The sequence below is a fragment of the Nocardia sp. genome, from assembly GCF_025465275.1.
In the GTDB taxonomy this organism is placed as follows: Bacteria; Actinomycetota; Actinomycetes; order Mycobacteriales; family Mycobacteriaceae; genus Nocardia.
This window is the reverse complement of the sequence record NZ_JAODNK010000179.1, coordinates 45,484-61,921: the sequence shown is the minus strand read 5'-3', so window position 1 is coordinate 61,921 and position 16,438 is coordinate 45,484. Positions and strand designations below refer to the sequence as shown.

Below are 16,438 nucleotides of genomic sequence, written 5' to 3'. Positions count from 1 at the left end.
CGTCGGGCATGTACACAGGGCCTTGCACGAGACCCTGATTCGGGTCCAGACCAGCGTTCTTTGTCGCCTGCACTCGAACGTCTTGGATCTCGTTCGTGGTGTAGGTGGTGATCTTGCGGCCGTTGTTTTGCGCGATGAAGGCGTCGATCACCTTCTGTGCGTCAGCGGTTTGCGCGGTGACCTTCGACGTGCCGTCAGGCAGGGATTCGACCTTGAATCCGAACGCTTCGAGATTGCGCTTCGCCTCGTCGGTCAGTGCCCGCACGGTGACGGTGCGGTCGTCTGGGATTTCGGAGATCGCGCCGCCGAGCATTCGCGTCATCTCCGCTGCGCCCGCCGCCTGTTGGCCTGCGCTGCGGACGGAATCCCTGATGTCGTCGATCTTCGGCTTAGCGTTGTCGAGCACGTCGGCCAGCGCGCGGGCCTTATCGGCTGCGCCGTCAACGAATTCGCCGTACAGCTTGGTCGCCGAACCAGCGCCCTCGATCGCCTTGCCCGCATCCTCCATGCCGGGGATGTGCTTGATGATGCCGCCCAGCTTCTCGCTGAAGCCACCGAGGCCCTTCAGAACCGTCCCGAGGGCGTCGCCGATCCCCTCCTGCATGGACGCGAACGCCCGCAGTGCACCGGAAGCGAAGGTGATCAGCCCGTCCAGGCAGGCAAGCCCGGCATCCGCGAGGTTGGTGAAGAACGCGATGATCTCCGGCTTGTGAGCCGAGACCCAGTCCGCCGCCTGCTGCAATGTCGTGCCGAACGCCTCAGCGATCGAGAACTTGACGCCATCCATCGCCGCGGTGATCGAGTTCTTCGCGGCCTCGAACTTGTGCGCCGTGGTGTCACTGATCGTCTGGCCCGCTTTGTCAGCGGCGCCAGCGACGTCACCGAATTCCTGGACGGCGGTGTCGAGGTTCAGCTTGTAGACCGCGCCCTGGATGTCCTCGAACTTCGTGCCGAACAGCGCGAGGGCGGCGTTGTAGCGGTCCTGCGGGTCTTTGACGCTTTGGAGCCCGCGCAGCAGCTTGGCTGTCATGTCGCGGGCTGATTCGCCGCCAGCGGCCATGGCCGTCTGTGCTTCTTCAGCCGAGACGCCGAGCTTGTCGAATCCTGCTGCGCCTTCGGCGGTTCCGTCGGTGACGCGGAGCTTGAACTCCTTGAGGGAGTCGATCATGACGTCGGTGTCGCGGGCACCGGCCTTTACGCCCTGTGCGACGAGCGCCCAGCCGTCGGCCCCTTCGAGGCCCAATGCGCGCAACTGGGTGGAATACTCGTCGAACGAGTCGAGCAGGTCTTCCGAGACGTTCAGCCCATTCTGCTGGGCCTTGATGAGCAGGTCGAACGCCTCTGCACCGTCCTTGGCGATGCCGTTCTTGACCGCCTGTCCGGCTGACCGCGCGACCGCTGGAATGTCCTCGCCCATAACGTCAGCGACGACGTTGAGCTTTTCGATCAGAGGTTGCATCTGGTCGGCGGTTTCTTCGCCGTTGAGCAGACCCGATTCGATCGCGGCCTGGACGCCTTGCATGTTGGAGTGGACCGAGTCGCCCCAGCCGTTCGTGAAGGCCAGCCCGGCAGCTTGGCCGATGACCTTCATCGTTTCGTCGTTGACGCCTAGACGGGCCTGGATAAGGGCGGAGTCCTCCTCCATCTGCATTCCGTCGCTGATCGCACCTGCCAGCACGGCACCGGCAGCGAGGCCGATACTGGCGACGCCGACCAGCGCCATCGCGATAGGTCCGCCCTTGCCGCCGATGCCCTGGAGCTTGCCTGCGAAGCCGCCGACGAACGAGTCCCCGAAGGACGAGCCGGTCGAGGCCGCGCCCGTGGCGCGTTCCCCGATCCGGCCGAGCGCTTCGGAGGCACGCGACGCCGATTGCGCCAGGCCGGCGGGCAGGTCGATTCGCCGAGTTGCGCTGGCGGCCTGCCCTGCTGACCGTTCGATGCGGTCGACGTCGCGCGCTGCGCCTTGTGCGGCATCTCCGACTCGTCCGATGTCGCGGGCGGCGTTGCGTGCGCCGAGCCCACCACGTTCGATGCTGGAGCCGGTGTTGCGGAAGCTGCGATCAATCTGACCGGCGGCCCGCTCGGCAGCACCGCGCAGGCCGGTGAAGCTCACTTCAGCACTGGCCATTCGACGTTGGAAGCGGGAGTCGTCAAGGGTGAGTTCGGCATAGATTTCGCCGACCCGTGTTGACATATTCGGCTCCGTTCAAAGTTAGTCGGCGCGACTGGCTTCCGCCTCGTCGTCGGCCTTGGAGGAGTCGAGAAGTGCCTGGATGTCGACAAAGTCGGCGAGCTGGGCGAACTGCCAGTTGGCGCGGCCCATGCTGGGGCTTCCGCCGAAGTGCAGTAGCGCGGTGCGGCCCGCGTGCATCGCCATCGTGTCCGCGACGCCGTTGCGTGCCATCTGCTCGCGGGCGGGGCCGAGGATCTTGATGATTTCCTCGTACTCGTCTGCGGCGGAAAGGGTTTCGTCGATGATCAGCAGTCGGAGCCGGTCCGCTTCTGTGATGCCGGGGCTCTTGACCATGTAGATGACGCCGCCGATGGGCAGCGAGAGGTCCGGGTCGTAGAACTCGGATAGGTCGCGCAGCGCGGCCATAGGTGTAGTCCTCACACGATTGGGGGAAGGATTGCGCGGTGTAGCCGCGTGCCGGGCGAGCTGGCGAGGTCGCGGATGCGTACCTCGAGCCAGCGCCACGGGCGCTCATGCAGCACACCAGAATTGACGTCCACTCCGTATGCGGAGTGCATGTCAAGTTCGATATCGCGCCAGCACGCCAGCACTTCTCGCCACGAAAGAGTGGGCGAGATCGCGTTGACCGGGGCCATCTCCGGCGGGTTGAACCAGGCGCGCAGTCCGCTCGCCGGGTCGACGGGGCCGCCGCCGGGGTCGTCCGGGCCGAGGTATCCGGGTGCTGAAGTGTCCACGGCGACAACAGGTTCGCCGTCGCCGTCGGGGTCGATCTCGCCGTTCCAGAACGCCGCCGCCGCGTCGGGGCTCTTGCCGAAGTGCAGCAGGGCTGTGCGCCCGGCCAGGGCGATGATGGTGGAGTCCGCGCCTAGCCGGTCGAGCTGGTCCCATGCTGCGCCTAGGAGCCGCCGAACCTCGACGCGCTCCACCTCGGGGGTGAGCGCGTCGAGGTCGGCGAGGAGCCTGCGCATTCGCAGCCCGTCCCAGGCGGACGGGGATGTGATGCGCACCTGATGGCCGCGCACCGGCAGATACAGGTCCGGGTCTAGGAACTCGTCGAATTCCTGCACGATGCGTGCCTTTCCGGGGTCAGGCGACGGCGACGGTGCCCGACGGGGTCAGGCTGGTGCCCGATGCGGTCACGGTCGAGACGGTGCCGGGCAGGTTCACGGTGTAGGGGCCGCCCGTGCTGCCGGTCACTTCGGCCTTGCCAGCGCCGATGGTCGTCATAGCTTCCAGTGCGGTCTTCACCGCAGCCGCGGTCGCGTTGTAGGCGATACCGGGAGTGCTCTGGCCGTCCACGGTGACGGTGAAGGTGCCGCCGGTCGAACCGCTCGGCAGGGTGATGGTCTTCGCGGTCGGGGCGGTCGGCTTCGCGATCTTCTTGTGCTGACCCTTGCCGGTCAGGGTGCACGTGAAGCCGTACAGGCCCTCCTTATCGTCGGCAGCCGACACCCAGGACGCGGCGAAGTAGCCTTCCTTGGCCTCGTCGATGCCGTCGGTGCGCCAGTAGCGGACGTGCGCGGTGTTCGCGGCACCGATGTCCTCGCCGTGGCTGCGCAGCTTCTCCTGACCGGGGTCAGCAACGAATCCCGCCGAGAGGTTGCCCTTACGCAGGCCGGCGATTTCCAGGTTCTCGCCGATGGCGGTCGCGATCTGCGACTTGCGGCCGTTGGAGTGGATGTCGCCGTCGTCCTGGAGGGTGATGTCGTTGGACGGCGAGACCTTGTTCAGGCCCATGACGAACACCCACTCGGGGGTGCCGGACTGGGCGGTGCCGTAGTTGATGTCTACCTGGACGGCGTAGTCGCGGGCGAGCGCGGTCGCCATACCGGCCGAGTTGGGAGCCTGGAGAGTGGTCACGGTGTCGTGCCTCCTGGGTTGAGGGTGAAAACGTAGGAGTCGGCGCGCTCATAGCGGCCGTTGGAATCCGGGGTGGTGATGCCGCGAACCTTCCTGCGGCACAGCAGCACTCGCACTCCGCCGGGGAAGGTCAGATGTGTTTGGTCGTGCAGGATGCGACTGGCGGCGTCTGCGGCGGAGTCGACGGCGCGCGGGTCCTTGCCTGCGGTGCGCCAGCGCAGCTGTACGTACAGGTCCGGGTTGTGGTCGTCGCGGTCGAACAGCTCGTCGTAAACGGTGATCGCCAGTGCCGCTTCTGGGTTCGCGGGCAGTAGGTTGAAGAACACCGCCGGGATATCGCCGTCGGGATATGCGCCGACCGACTGGTAGCGGGCCATACCTGCGCTGTGGAGGTAGCGGGCCAGCGCGTCGACGAACTGGCCGGTGTCGGCGCTCATGACCCGAGCCGCCTCGTAATGGCAGCTCCAGCAATGGCTTCCAGCTCCGGACCGAACTGGTTGAGCGGCTTCTCCAAGTACTTCGCGGTGCGGCCGTTCGCGTGATGAAGGCTCAGGTCCTCGTGCTGGCGCAGCGCGTACGGCGTGTTGAATCCGACGCGGGCCTTACCGTCGCGCACCTCGGCAGTGCCGGAGTTCTGGAGGGTGCCCTCTTCGATCGGCACGAGCGCATTCGCTTGCGCGAGCAGCACTTCCGCCGCCTCGAACAGTCCCTTTTCCAGACCCTCGCGGGCTGCGGCCGAGACCTGCTCGCCGTCCCATCGCATCGACAGCGCCATCGCGCGGCCTCCTTCTATTCGAGGTAGACGACTTGGGTGTCCGGGAATGGCGGGCCAGCGTGGGATACGGAGACGGACACGACATCAGCAGTGCCTCCGCCGAATTCAGCGGGCAGTGTCACCTCTGAGCCGGGCGGTATCGGGGCGACCGTAGGAGGGAACACAACCGAGGTCGACGAGGTGACCTCGTCTCCGCTGCCATCGCGCACAACCTGCCGCTTGGAGGCGACGTTGCAGCGCTCGCCGGTCGGCGTTTCGTATTCCGGTCCGGCCGCGCCGTTGCCGACGTAGCGGCGCACCAGAACCCAGTGACGCCAGAACATCGCGAGCGGGTCATTCATCGCCGGGCCACCTTCGAGGAGGCGAGCCCAACATTGCGCAGCTCGATTCGGGCGGCGTCGGCCAGTTCCGTGAGCAGCTGGGCGCGGGCGGCGGCCTGGTCAGTGTTGTTGTAGCTGACCGAAGAGCCGTTGGTAGATGCGGAGGCGACCGTCGGGGCGAGACCGGCCACGCCTGTGAGCGGGTTGATGTCGTTGCAGATCCACTCGCGCACCTGCACACAGGTGGCGACGGCCAGTGCGCCTGCGAGGACTGGATCTGTCGGCATACCAGCGGGGGTGACGTCGTACAGGTCGTTCTTCGTCGCAGTCCGCACGATTTGTGTGGCCGACTGGATGTAGCGGGCGGCGTCGCCGACCGCGAGCTTGTCGAGCTGGGCTGCCGTCACGTGCTCGGCGAGCTGGTCGACAGTGGCGTAGGTGAGCACTGAAGCCTCTCAGCAAGATTAAAGGGTCTACTAGCGGATAGCCTGTGCTGCATGGCATTCGAGCTTGCTACTGCTTTGTTCGGCCTCGGAGGCACGATCGTCGGTGGTGGAATCACCTTCGCGGCCAACTGGTTGACCGCCCGCAATCAGCGGGTACTGGCTGATAACACCCGAATCCAAGCTGTCTACGATCGACGGGTTGAGACTCACCGCGACCTGCTTGTTCGAACAGATCAGTTCATGGAATCGGCGCGAGTGTTCCGAGCCATCCTGATCGACATGGGAGAATCCGAATCTATAACGCGGCTGCACGCCGCCCACTTGGAGAAGTGGACGGCGCTGTTCGATGTGAAAGCACCAGCAACGATGGCTGGGCCCCCATCGCTTGACGCGTACATAGCAAGCCTGTTCGAAGCCCTGGAAGGCTATTCAGCGCAGCTTGAGTTTTGGCGCGATCAGGGACAAACGAGAAACGCCAACGCTATCGACGAAGAGGCTGGTCGTCGGATGACGGTGGTCCACCGGGTGTATGCCGAATATGTGGATGCAGTACGCACTGCCACTACTCCCCCAGAGAGAACTCGGCGTCAGCTCTTAAGACACAGCTCCCGGACTCGTTGACATTGCACGAAAACCGGGCGGGACACCGACGCAGTGTCCCGCCCGTAATAGCCGACTATGCGGCGGTCGGCGGGGCCAGCAGCACGGACGCCGAGGCCAGGCCCTCAGGGCGGAAGACCTTGCCGCCGTAGATGTTCACGCCACGCACGATGTCGGCGAACCGGTTCGGGTCGCGGATCGTCTCGACGTTGGACAGCTGGTTGGCGAACGACAGGGCCTCGGAGACGCCCGCGACGATCACGTAGTCGTCCTTGGCCGCGCCCGCGCCACCGACCTTGTTGATGTTGTTCGACTCCAGGATGTCGAAACCGGCCATGCGGCCGACGGTGCCGTTGAGCAGCGGGCCGACGCTGCCGAGCTTGTCAGCGCTGATGAAACGCTCATCGAGCAGCAGCGGAGACAGCAGCTCCGGCGGGATCGCCAGGTAGCGGCCGTTCTTGGTGACCGAGGCGCGGTCGAGCTTCTCGCGCAGCTTCACCGCGACGCGGTACACGCTGAGCTGACCGGCGGTCGCCTTCTCCGGCTCGCCTTCGGTCACAGTGATGCGGCCCAGCTGGTTGCCCGCCAGCACACCGGCGGTGAGCTGCTTGTACAGGAACAGGTCGACCTGGTTCTGAAGCTTGTAACCGGCGCGGGCGGTGGCCGGGTCTTCGAAGTTCACAGCCGACTGCAGCTCGTCGACGTCGTTGACGCGGAAGGCGAAGTAGTCGCCCTGGTCGATGATCATCGCGGTCTCTGCGTCCGACAGATCCTCGACGTCGAGGTTGGTGTTCTTGTCGTACTTCTTGACGGTCGGGTCGCCGATGGACGAGACGTGGACGGTGTCGCCCTTCTGGCGAATAGTGCCCTCGTACTTGCGGTTCGCCACCTTGGGCTGACCGAAGACCAGGTCAGCCTCGAACGGGACGAGGACCTGATCGGACCAGAACTCGGGAATGAAGTTGATAGCCATGTGGCCACTCCTTGAAGAGGGTGCGGGTTACTTGCGGCCGAGGATCTGGTTGGCTCGGCCTTCCTTGACCGCCTTCACGCGGTCGGCCGGGGAAAGGGCCTGGTACTGCGCGTAGGTGAGCTGCCCGGAGTTCTCGCCCTTGCCGTTGCCGGTGTCGGAGCCGGACCGCTTGGGCGGCTTGGGCGGCTCGGCGACGGCGGTCAGACGGAACTTCGTCGGGTTCTTCTCGACGACCTTGGTGATCTCGGCGGCCACCTGGGCGGCGAAGTCATCGGCGGTGTGGTCGAGCTTGGAAACGACCGAAGCGAATGTGCGGGAATCGAGCAGCGCTTCGGCGTCGATGTCCTTACCGGCAGCGCGGTAGACGGCCAGTTCGACGCGAGCTTCGTTGGCGTCCTTGACCGTTGCCTCGAGCTGGGCAGTCAGCTTCTTCGGGTCGTTGGCGTCGTCGTCGGAGACGAAACCGAACAGCTTGCCGACCTGCTCTTTGAAGGCGTCGAGATCGGTTTCGGCCTTGCTGGCGCGAGTGCGGTACTTCGCGGCATCGTTCCGCGCTGACCGCAGCCGCGGATCGTCGGCCGTGCTGCCCGTCGGCTCATCGGCCGTGCCTTTATCGCCTTCCGAGGCATCGACCTTGCCTGCGCCCTGTTCGTCGCCCTGCGGCGCTTCTGGGGTGTCGGGGGCGGTGTCGACGTCGTCGGCCTCGGGTGCGGTGGTCACGTCGGTGGCTGGCTGGGCAGTGGACATGGCGAACCCTCCTGGGGTGCTGGGTGATTGGTGCACCCACTCCAGGTGGGCGCACAAAAGACGCCCCGCCAGCGAGGGCGGGGCGTGGGTATTGGGGCTGGCTAGTCGGCGGCGGGCACGTCGAGTGCGTGCTTCAGCCTGCCGCGCAGCCACATTCGGGCGAGCAGTTCTCGGGGGCTTCCGGCGGGGGCCGGGCTGTAGGGGTTGACGGCGTCCGCTTGTCCGGCGGCGGTCAGGCCCTCCTGATAGGCGCGGTAGAGGTCACTTCCGCTCATCGCAGGAAATCCCCTCTCGCGCTTCGTATCCGGTCCGCCTCCTGCGGATCGAGCAGGTCAGCTTTGAACTCGTCGAGCGTTGGGCGGCCGTGCTGGTCCCAGTAGCCGCGCAGCTCCTCCGAAGCGTACTTCTCGGCCGCACTGGCATTGCCGAACCACAGCGAGCGCGGGTCGATACCGGCAGCCTGCCCGGCCTTGGACAGCATGTAGCCGTTCGTAGCTTCCTCGGCGGCAAGCCAGTTCGTGTACGCCTGGTCTTTGAACGCATGGCGGGCCAGGTCGTTGAACGACTTCCCCTCGTACCCCTGCCCGCGCAGCATGGAGATAGCAGCTTGTGAGCGTTGGGTTTTCACCGAGATGCCGTACGCCTTCTCGACTGCGGATTCGTGGTCCCAGCCGTCGGCCACGAGCTCGTCGTACTTGCGCTCGTATCCGGCCCACCGTTCGGCCCGCTTGGCGGCGACCTTGCTGCGGTGCTGGTCCTCGACCTCGATGCGGTCGAGTAGGTCCATATCGAGGTCGGTAACGGCCTTCTCGGCGAGGTCGGCAAGTTCCTTGTCGTCCAGGTGCTCCAGCTCGCGCTTGCGCCGGGTCAGCTTCGCCTCCACTGTTGTCACCGACGGTGTGGCCGGGAGTGCGGGCGGGTTCGGGTTGCGGGTCAGCGTGTTCGCGTTGCTCGCGTCGCCGTCGCGCAGCTGCTCGCGGTTCAGGCGGCGAGTGACGCCGGTCTGATCGACGTGAGCGCGGATGGCGGTCTGGCGCGCACGGACCTTCGCCGTGGCGGCCTTCTTCGCATCCGGGGTGATAGCGGCGGCCTGCTGCCGTTTCGCCTCACGCACTTGGCGTTCCATGCGGCGAAGCTGCTGCTCGTCGGCGTAACCCTGCTCGTCGTACGGTTCGACCTTCGGGCGAGGTGCGCCCGGAACCCACAGGGTGTGAGTGTGTTTGCAGTTCGGGTGATGCAGGCCGGCGCTCTCCGCTTCCCGCATGGACGCGACCACCGTTTCGGTGACAGCGGCGCCAGTGAGCGGAGAGGTCGCGTCGACCTTGCCGTTGGGGGTGCGGCCGGTCAACGACACGATGCGGCCCTCGAACCGTCTGCACTGCGGGGCGGGGCGCGGGTGCGAGGAGATGACGACCAGGTCATAGCCGCGCTGCAACAACCGGTCCGTATGGCCCTGTTTCAGGGCGCGCAGAGCCGCTGTGCGGACAGCCATTTCGGCGTAGGTGTCGATGCGCCAGTTCCGTCCGGCCTTGTCGCGGAAGCTGCTGATCCCGCGAGCCGCGAACTGGTCGAGGGCGGCCTGGGTCGCTTCGCGCCGGGTGCCGACGCCTGTCACGACGCGGCCCGCCACATCGGCAACGACCTGCCGGTAGCTGTCCACTGTCGATCGCAAGATCTGCGAATGCGTCGATACGACAGCCGCGGTGGCTTCCGCCGCGAGGGCCGCGACCGCCTCTTGCGAGATAACTGGAGCGGGGCCGCTGGAGGGCGGACCCGGAATGTCGCTGTCGGCGGCGGCTACTCCCGTTGCGTGCGCAGCGAGTAGCGCGGCCTCGATCTGCTGTGCGACAAGCGGATCGAGGGACAACAGGAATCCGCGCGACTCCTTCGACAGGCGGGCCATCTCGCCGAGCTGCACGCTCACCCACTGCGGGGTGTCGATGCCCTTCTCGATCGCCTTGGCGACGCGGGCGAGCAGCTGCACTTCGGCATCGGCGTAGATCTGGGCGACTCCGTCTTGCAGTCCTGCAACGGCGGCGGGCTCGAATGCCATGCGCTGGCCCGCCTTCCGTTATGCAGCGGACGGCAGCTCGTCGCCGTCGTCTCCGATGTCGTCTGCCTGGTCCTCGGTATTGGGGTCAGGGTCCGGGAACGGCTGGTCCGCGCCCAGCGTCAATGGGTCGGCGACCGCGCCTTCGTCGAGGATGCGAGCAACCTCTTCGGCGACCTGGATGTCGTCGTACTCCGGATTCAGGTACCGGACCTTCCACTCGGTCGATGCCGCCTTCGCGGATTCGAGCGCTTGGAGGGTCTGGCCCTTGGACTGGACCGACTCGCGGGCGGAGGGCGGCCAGTGCACTTCGAGTTCCTGGCTCAGGACCGCGCCGGTCTCGAACACAGCGGCGTCCACCTCGATCAGCGTGCGGGCGGCCCGCGCGAGAACTGACTTCCAGATACCGGAGCGCGCTTTGAACGTCGCTGTGCTGGCGTCCTTCTTCGCGTCGACTTCGGTCGCGGTCATGGCAGCGGCTGAATCGTCGGCGAGCCCGAACGTGTACGGGGAGAACCCGACTCGACGCAGGATCGCGCGCAGGAATCCTTCACCGGTACGGAGGTGGTCGTCGACTCGAATCGCGAACTGGTGCGCCTCGATGACGGGGGTGCCGTTGGGGACGCCGCCGACCTTCTCGTACACCTCCTGCTCGACGTTGAAAGTCGAACCCTTGCCCGGCCCCTTCACCTCTAGCAGGTGCTCGGAGACCATGAGCCGGGCCTTGGCCAGGCGCACGTCCCGCGCCAGCGACGAATAGGTTTCGTCGATCTGGTCCATGAGTCCGATGACGGCAGGGTCGCCGATATCGGAGCGGCCGAAGTGCTGGAGGGTGCCCTTCCCTCGAAACATCGGGTTAGGCAGTGCGTTCGGGAAGTAGAAGGCGGTCAGGTCGGCGCTGCCGGTGTCGACGAAGCCCTCTTCGTTGACCGGAATGCCCTTGGTCTCAGGGTGTTCGGTCAAGTCGATCTGGCGGCCGAGCGTAATGGCGGTGCCTTCGTAGAGGCCGTGATAGATGCGGCCGTACACCTGCGTCTGGGTGCCGTCGGAGTAGAACTCGACGTATGCAGGCTCGTGCCGTTCCAGGTGGCGAAGCACGCGGTCTTCGGCTTCGTTCTGGTCGACGACCTCCCAGAAGGTCACTGCGGATAGTTCGCCGTAAATGAACTCGGGCACAGCCTGATCTGCGTCGACGAAATCGAGCCAGGCGTGATCCTTGAAAGACGCGTTCCAGACGATTCGCGCATAGACGCCACCGAGAGCCGAGCCGGCCTCGGCTCCCTGCAGCATCGCTGAATGCATCTGCGGCGAGTTGAGGATCTTGTCGACCCGTTCGCGGGCCTCGTCGTTGGCGTGTTCGTCGTCGGAGGCGATGCGGAAAGCGACCGGGTCGGGCAGCAGCAGCGACGCAGCGGTCTGCACGATGTCGGCGGCAACCGGGATATGGATCTGCCGAATTTGGTTCGACACATCGGGTTTGGTGCCCCAGAACAGGCGCTTGATCCGATCACGGAGGGTGCTGCTCAATCCCGTGCGGGCGGGCTCGCCATGGCTGGCGGACAGCTTCTCGGCGTCGCCCTCCCACCACACCTGACAGGTGGCGAACATCTGGAATGCGGGCGCGAGGTGGCGGGGCGGCCACGGTGTGTTGGCGTTAGGCAACGGCATGTCTACGCTGCCTCCTTGGCTGCGGGGATCGAGGTCCGTAGTTGTGAGAACCAGGCGAATTGCGAGGACGCGACCGAGTAGCGCAGCGCGTCGCAGAAGTGGTCGTCGAGCTTGACCGGCTTGTCGAGGCCCTTCTCCGATTGCCTGGAATCCCAGACGTAGCCGTGGATTTCGGTCAGCAACCGTTCGCAGCGCTCGGAGATGAGCAGCTGCCCGGTGGAGAACAGGGCGGCGACGGTGCGGATACCGTCGAGCACTTCGTTGGTGGCATCGGCGACGCGGGCTGTGTCGTCGCGGTACAGCTGGAGTTTGAAGCTCGCGGCTGCCGGGTCGACGAACACCCACTCGGGGTCGTGTTTGGTGTCGCGCAGCCATTCCGCCAGCGCCGCAGACAGTTCCGCGTCGGTGCCGCGCGGCGGTACCCATTCGTCGATGGCATAAAGCCGACCGTCCACACCGAGCCCGAGCAGGATTCCGGCGGTCGGGTTCGTCGTGCCGTAGTCGACGCCCATCGCCAGCACCCGCGACATCGGCGGAAGTTCCTTGTGCGGTAGGCGGTGCTTCGCTTCGTCGAACGCGGAGTAGATCGCGCCGTCGGCAACGACCCACTTGCCCAACACGAATCGGAGGTACCAGACGCCGGTGTAGCTGGACTTCAGGGATGCGACGAAGTCGGGGTCGAGGTTCGGGTTGTCGTCCAGGATGAACGTGAACCGGTGCAAGTCCAGCGGCCGGTCCGGGTCGCCGGGCTGGAGTCGCGCGTAGGCATCGCGCCGGTCGATGATGCTGCCGTTGTCCTGAATCCAGAACTTCGCGCGGTCGAGCCATTGGGTCTTGAACCAGTGGCGCGGGGACTCCGGGTTGCCGGTCGCGAACATTTGCGCGCCCGGTACCGATAGCCGCGAGAACAGCATGTTCCAGTACGACTCCGGCAAGGTCGGAGCCTCATCGACGTATGCCCCGGCCAGAGTGAGGCCCTGGATCTTCGTGCGGGCGGCTTCGTTGTTCGCGCCGACGAGAATCACGTTGCGACCGCAGATGTTGACCGTGCCGTTGCCTCGGTTGATCGAGACGCGGCCCGGTCCGAGCATGTCCTGAATAGGCAGGATCAGGTTGTTGATGATCGTGCGCTCGGTGCGCCCGGTCATGAGCAGCGTGCCCGGCGGGCCCTTGCGGCAGTAGCGGATCCAGTCGAGTAGCGAGCAGATCGTTTTCGACGAACGGACGCTGCCCTCGTACACATTCAGGCGGGCGGTCGAGTTCGCCACGGCGAGGCGCTGTTTGCCGACGAGCGGCCGGATCGCGCTCACGCCGCCTGCCCCAGCTCGTCGAGGTCGCTGGCGCCGCTGTCGAGCATCGCATCGAGCCAGGCGTCCACGGCGGGCAGATCCTTGCCGTCCTGCGCCATCTTCAGCGCGGCTAGTTGGTCGAGGCCGGTGTACTTGGTGCGCCGCTCCATGATCTTCAGCGCGCGGTCGATGGATTGCAGGTCGCCGCGTGATGCCTTCTTCCAGATGCCGAGCAGCATGGCGTCCAGGCGGGTCAGTTCCAGGGTGAGCAGGGACTCCGCGGGCTCGCGTGTGAGTTCCTTTATCGCCTCATCGACGTAGGCGTGGGCGGTAGATGTCGAGATGTCGAGCGCTTGGGCGATCTGCCGGTAATTGGCTCCGGTCTCGCGGAGCTGGAGTGCTTGTGCCATGCGCCTGCGCTTGTCGATGGATCCGGGGCTGGTTCGGTTGGCTGGCACCTGGGTGCCTCCTTGCGGTGCGCCGGGCGCACCTGGCGGCCGGATGGGGGAGGCCGGCCGTCTGGGCGGACCGTCCTCGCCCCTCCCACGGGAGGCCGGACCTCATCCGCGAATGAGCGCTGTGATGTGCGCGGGGGTGGGCTTGCCGGGGGAGAGGCGAGGAAAGCGAGACGCCCCCGCTGCGACCAGCGTGGGGCTGGGAGCGGGGGCGTCTGCGGAGGGCGCGCGGCTCGAACTGGCCGGACGGACGCCCTCGGATCTATCGGGCGTTTCGTGGAAAGGAATGCACTCGACGCCGACGGCTGGAGCTTATCGGAGGCGCTGCGACACTGCGGATTTGGAGTCGAATGGGCGCTCTCTAGCCCCTAGGGAATCTCGATCAACATGTTAAAGTTCGGGAAGTTTGTACCGCGCACTAACCAGGGGGTCCGGTGGCCGACATACTCGACGTTGACCTAGCAACGCTGCACAGTCTCGCGACTGAGCTGACCGGGCAGGCGGATGCTATCGGCAAAATCGCCCCCACCAAGGCCGTGTATATGCCGGGGTCACCGGTTGCAACGGTGTCTACACAGGTCAGTGACGCGGTGGTGAAGGCGTATGGCGTGATCGGCGGTCAGATTCAAACCCTGGGAGACCGCGCTAAATCCGCAGGTGGAACCTACGAAGGTGTAGACAAGGCCAACGCCGACCAACTCGACAAGTACGGGCGCGGTGAGGGTGTCAATTGACGACGATCAGTCACGTGCGAGGATGCGATCCGCAATCGATGATCGATTACGCCGCAGACCTGGTGATTCAGAACGATAAGTTCGTCACGCAGGTCGACGCTATGGAGCGGTCCGTCGATAACGCCATGACCAAATGGAAGGGCGAAGGAGCGGCGGCGGCCTCCGAGCGCGCCCTGGCACACAAACTGCAGGGCAACCACCTCGGGACTACCGTCGTCGGGATCGCCGACCACTACAACACCTATGGCGTTCAACTCGGCGATACGCGCACCGCACTGCTGAAGATTGTGAATCAGGAGGTCCCGGGCGCGGGGATGACCGTCGATGACGATGGCAACGTCACCGCCCCAAAAGTACCGTCTGGCACCGATCGGTCGAACTCCGCATCCGCTGCTTTGGCCCAGCAGGTGCTCGACGGTCAGGCGTCGGGATTGCAGACTCGGATCAAGGCCCTGCTGTTCCAGTTCGGCCTGTCGGAAGTCTCAGCATCCACAGCGCTCACCACCGATCTGCAGGAACTCGGCCTCTACGAGAAGAAGCCTGACGGCGCTCCTGTCAGCTCAGGGGTGCAAGCCATTCTGGACGGCAAATCGCAGTTGCCGACCGACCCGAAGCAGCTACACGACTATTGGGAGTCATTAACCCCAGCCGAGAAGGACGCGCTCTACGACCACGACAATTACATCGGCAACCGTGACGGTCTTCCAAGTGTCGATCGCGATCACTACAACCGGGAGAAGCTCGATGACGAGCTGACCCGCGCCCAGAACGGCGACAAAGCGGTAGCCGAGAAGCTGGGCGATCTGCAGGCTGTCCAGAAAACGCTAGGCGATCACCCGGATGCGATGCTCTTGCTGATGGACACCCAATCTGGGAAACAGGCTCACGCCGCTGTCTCACTCGGCAATCCCGATACTGCCTACAATGTGTCGGTGTCGGCAGCGGGGTTGAACGGCAACGTCCATGGCTCGCTCTCGGGCATGGTCAACGAAGGGAAGAACGTAAAGGACACGGCTCAAAGTCGATTGGGCGTTCTACCGGATGGTGATCCTCGCAAGAATCAGTCCGTGGTGCCGATTGCGTGGATTGGTTCGGATTTGCCACAAGCTGACTACAAGGACGTTCCTGCTGACCTGGACGGCAGGACCTGGGCTGGTTACAAGGAGGTCGTCTCCGACACCTTGGCGAAAGATGGTGCGCCGAAATTGGCATCGTTCTACGACGGTGTGCGAGCGTCTCACGACAGCGGATCTATGCATCTAACGGCGGTCGGGCACTCCTACGGATCGCTCATGACCGGACTTGCACTCCAGGAGCCCGGACACAAACCTGTCGACGATGTCCTCGTATACGGTTCCCCCGGACTGGATTTGCCCCAGAAACATTGGTGGCTGCCGGAGAAGGCGAACGATGTGGACGTGTCGAAGCTGAATGTTCCGGACGACCATCGGTACGAGATGACGGGCGGCAAGGATACGATCGCGAAACTTCCTGGGTACGGGCCTAATCCACAAGCGTTGCCCGGATTCACACATCTGGAGACCGGCCCTACCACCACCCAAGATGGGGTGAGTCGCGATGGGGCGTACTCGCACGCTGACTATCCACGCAACGGCAGCAACAACGAGTTGCGCACGTCCGGATGGAATATCGCCATGATCGTCGCAGGCCTCCCAGAAGAAGCGGTGGGTAAGCACTGATGACACTCGGCATATATCGGATGGGTATCGCAGCAGCTTTGGCCGCGGCTGTGATCGCGACAACAACAGGATGTGACGTCATGGACTCCGAGCCCCAGAATACCGGCCCTGCCGAAACATCCCAATTCGCAAAGGAACTCCAGACCCGACCCAGTCTCGAAGACACGCAAGCGCGCCTCAAACAGGCGTTTGAGGACCTTGCTGCTTACGCGAGCTCGCTGGTGCCTGGCATGACCTGGAAATGGGTCCATACCGATCAGTACCCTTCCGGCTGTGATGCTCCCTTCGATCAGACAACGGGACGGCGATACCACATGCCGGACTACACCACGCAAGGTGGCGATACGGCACATGGTGGCGGCATCCCTGATGACGTATGGCCCGCAGTCCGCGAAAAAGCCCGACAGCTCGCAGCCGGCTTGGGAGCCACCGAGAACGACCCGTTCCCGTTCAATGAAAAAGTCGGCGATCGACAGGCCCGCTTCTACGGATCGAACGGCACCGTGCTTTGGATAGCAACCCGAGGCATCAGCGGCGATACCGGTTGCCGACTGCCTGCCACTGAAAAAGAATCGGCGAATTCTGCCACATCGACAACTGCAACACCGAAATGACATTGGCATCTGA

19 protein-coding genes are annotated in these 16,438 nt (G+C 64.8%); 4 read left to right on the top strand and 15 right to left on the bottom strand.

Annotation, left to right across the window (positions count from 1 at the left end; translation table 11 throughout):
• The 8 genes from JWN03_RS37130 to JWN03_RS37095 form a co-directional block, all read right to left on the bottom strand.
• The coding region (locus JWN03_RS37130) for a phage tail tape measure protein (RefSeq protein WP_297625373.1) at window positions 1-2,194 on the bottom strand (2,194 nt) is incomplete at its 3' end.
• Window positions 2,195-2,212: 18 nt separating this feature from the next.
• Window positions 2,213-2,599: a DUF7426 family protein gene (locus tag JWN03_RS37125; protein ID WP_297625371.1), complete on the bottom strand. Its 387-nt coding sequence runs from the start codon at window positions 2,597-2,599 to the stop codon at window positions 2,213-2,215.
• A gap of 11 nt (window positions 2,600-2,610) precedes the next feature.
• Window positions 2,611-3,261 carry a DUF7426 family protein gene (locus JWN03_RS37120; protein ID WP_297625368.1) on the bottom strand — a complete coding sequence of 217 codons (651 nt, stop codon included), beginning with the start codon at window positions 3,259-3,261 and terminating at the stop codon, window positions 2,611-2,613.
• A gap of 19 nt (window positions 3,262-3,280) precedes the next feature.
• Window positions 3,281-4,054: a phage tail tube protein gene (locus tag JWN03_RS37115; RefSeq protein ID WP_297625366.1), complete on the bottom strand. Its 774-nt coding sequence runs from the start codon at window positions 4,052-4,054 to the stop codon at window positions 3,281-3,283.
• Window positions 4,051-4,491 carry a phage tail terminator protein gene (locus tag JWN03_RS37110; RefSeq protein ID WP_297625363.1) on the bottom strand — a complete coding sequence of 147 codons (441 nt, stop codon included), beginning with the start codon at window positions 4,489-4,491 and terminating at the stop codon, window positions 4,051-4,053. The genes JWN03_RS37115 and JWN03_RS37110 overlap by 4 nt, the downstream gene beginning before the upstream one ends.
• Window positions 4,488-4,829, bottom strand: coding sequence for a hypothetical protein (locus JWN03_RS37105; protein ID WP_297625360.1), 342 nt, complete (start codon window positions 4,827-4,829; stop codon window positions 4,488-4,490). Before JWN03_RS37105 ends, JWN03_RS37110 begins: the two co-directional genes overlap by 4 nt.
• 14 nt (window positions 4,830-4,843) lie before the next feature.
• Window positions 4,844-5,170 carry a hypothetical protein gene (locus JWN03_RS37100; protein ID WP_297625357.1) on the bottom strand — a complete coding sequence of 109 codons (327 nt, stop codon included), beginning with the start codon at window positions 5,168-5,170 and terminating at the stop codon, window positions 4,844-4,846.
• Window positions 5,167-5,595 (bottom strand): hypothetical protein, encoded by a 429-nt coding sequence (locus JWN03_RS37095; protein WP_297625355.1) that lies wholly within the window; start codon window positions 5,593-5,595, stop codon window positions 5,167-5,169. The genes JWN03_RS37100 and JWN03_RS37095 overlap by 4 nt, the downstream gene beginning before the upstream one ends.
• Before the next feature lie 51 nt (window positions 5,596-5,646).
• On the opposite strand from JWN03_RS37095, the gene JWN03_RS37090 reads away from it, so the two are divergent.
• Entirely contained in the window at window positions 5,647-6,216 is a 570-nt protein-coding gene (locus JWN03_RS37090; RefSeq protein ID WP_297625352.1) for a hypothetical protein, read from the top strand.
• A 55-nt stretch (window positions 6,217-6,271) separates the two neighbouring features.
• Here the strand turns inward: JWN03_RS37090 and JWN03_RS37085 are convergent, their stop codons facing one another.
• From JWN03_RS37085 to JWN03_RS37055, 7 genes are all read right to left on the bottom strand, one after another.
• Entirely contained in the window at window positions 6,272-7,168 is an 897-nt protein-coding gene (locus tag JWN03_RS37085) for a phage capsid protein (protein WP_297625349.1), read from the bottom strand.
• A 27-nt stretch (window positions 7,169-7,195) separates the two neighbouring features.
• Entirely contained in the window at window positions 7,196-7,888 is a 693-nt protein-coding gene (locus JWN03_RS37080) for a hypothetical protein (protein ID WP_297625347.1), read from the bottom strand.
• 128 nt (window positions 7,889-8,016) lie between these two features.
• Entirely contained in the window at window positions 8,017-8,190 is a 174-nt protein-coding gene (locus JWN03_RS37075; protein WP_297625344.1) for a hypothetical protein, read from the bottom strand.
• Window positions 8,187-9,968, bottom strand: a complete 1,782-nt coding sequence (locus tag JWN03_RS37070) for a phage minor capsid protein (protein WP_297625342.1) — start codon at window positions 9,966-9,968, stop codon at window positions 8,187-8,189. Before JWN03_RS37070 ends, JWN03_RS37075 begins: the two co-directional genes overlap by 4 nt.
• A gap of 18 nt (window positions 9,969-9,986) precedes the next feature.
• Window positions 9,987-11,633: a hypothetical protein gene (locus tag JWN03_RS37065; protein WP_297625339.1), complete on the bottom strand. Its 1,647-nt coding sequence runs from the start codon at window positions 11,631-11,633 to the stop codon at window positions 9,987-9,989.
• Between the two features lie 2 nt (window positions 11,634-11,635).
• Window positions 11,636-12,943, bottom strand: a complete 1,308-nt coding sequence (locus JWN03_RS37060) for a PBSX family phage terminase large subunit (protein ID WP_297625336.1) — start codon at window positions 12,941-12,943, stop codon at window positions 11,636-11,638.
• Window positions 12,940-13,380 (bottom strand): helix-turn-helix domain-containing protein, encoded by a 441-nt coding sequence (locus tag JWN03_RS37055; protein WP_297625333.1) that lies wholly within the window; start codon window positions 13,378-13,380, stop codon window positions 12,940-12,942. Before JWN03_RS37055 ends, JWN03_RS37060 begins: the two co-directional genes overlap by 4 nt.
• A 431-nt stretch (window positions 13,381-13,811) precedes the next feature.
• Between JWN03_RS37055 and JWN03_RS37050 the strand changes: the two genes are divergently transcribed.
• From JWN03_RS37050 to JWN03_RS37040, 3 genes are all read left to right on the top strand, one after another.
• A complete protein-coding gene (locus JWN03_RS37050; RefSeq protein WP_297625330.1) occupies window positions 13,812-14,111 on the top strand; it encodes a type VII secretion target in 300 nt (99 codons plus the stop codon).
• A gap of 38 nt (window positions 14,112-14,149) precedes the next feature.
• Window positions 14,150-15,811, top strand: a complete 1,662-nt coding sequence (locus tag JWN03_RS37045; protein WP_297625327.1) for an alpha/beta hydrolase — start codon at window positions 14,150-14,152, stop codon at window positions 15,809-15,811.
• An 80-nt stretch (window positions 15,812-15,891) separates the two neighbouring features.
• Window positions 15,892-16,425 (top strand): LppA family lipoprotein, encoded by a 534-nt coding sequence (locus JWN03_RS37040; protein ID WP_297625324.1) that lies wholly within the window; start codon window positions 15,892-15,894, stop codon window positions 16,423-16,425.
• The last annotated feature ends 13 nt before the right edge of the window (window positions 16,426-16,438 follow it).

Bases quoted from the DNA above. Each gene is read 5' to 3' on its own strand.
- JWN03_RS37070 (WP_297625342.1), bottom strand. From the start codon at position 9,968: ATGGCATTCGAGCCCGCCGCCGTTGCAGGACTGCAAGACGGAGTCGCC.
- JWN03_RS37085 (WP_297625349.1), bottom strand. From the start codon at position 7,168: ATGGCTATCAACTTCATTCCCGAGTTCTGGTCCGATCAGGTCCTCGTC.
- JWN03_RS37040 (WP_297625324.1), top strand. From the start codon at position 15,892: ATGGACTCCGAGCCCCAGAATACCGGCCCTGCCGAAACATCCCAATTC.
- JWN03_RS37100 (WP_297625357.1), bottom strand. From the start codon at position 5,170: ATGAATGACCCGCTCGCGATGTTCTGGCGTCACTGGGTTCTGGTGCGC.
- JWN03_RS37110 (WP_297625363.1), bottom strand. From the start codon at position 4,491: ATGAGCGCCGACACCGGCCAGTTCGTCGACGCGCTGGCCCGCTACCTC.
- JWN03_RS37105 (WP_297625360.1), bottom strand. From the start codon at position 4,829: ATGGCGCTGTCGATGCGATGGGACGGCGAGCAGGTCTCGGCCGCAGCC.
- JWN03_RS37125 (WP_297625371.1), bottom strand. From the start codon at position 2,599: ATGGCCGCGCTGCGCGACCTATCCGAGTTCTACGACCCGGACCTCTCG.
- JWN03_RS37090 (WP_297625352.1), top strand. From the start codon at position 5,647: ATGGCATTCGAGCTTGCTACTGCTTTGTTCGGCCTCGGAGGCACGATC.
- JWN03_RS37075 (WP_297625344.1), bottom strand. From the start codon at position 8,190: ATGAGCGGAAGTGACCTCTACCGCGCCTATCAGGAGGGCCTGACCGCC.
- JWN03_RS37065 (WP_297625339.1), bottom strand. From the start codon at position 11,633: ATGCCGTTGCCTAACGCCAACACACCGTGGCCGCCCCGCCACCTCGCG.
- JWN03_RS37045 (WP_297625327.1), top strand. From the start codon at position 14,150: ATGATCGATTACGCCGCAGACCTGGTGATTCAGAACGATAAGTTCGTC.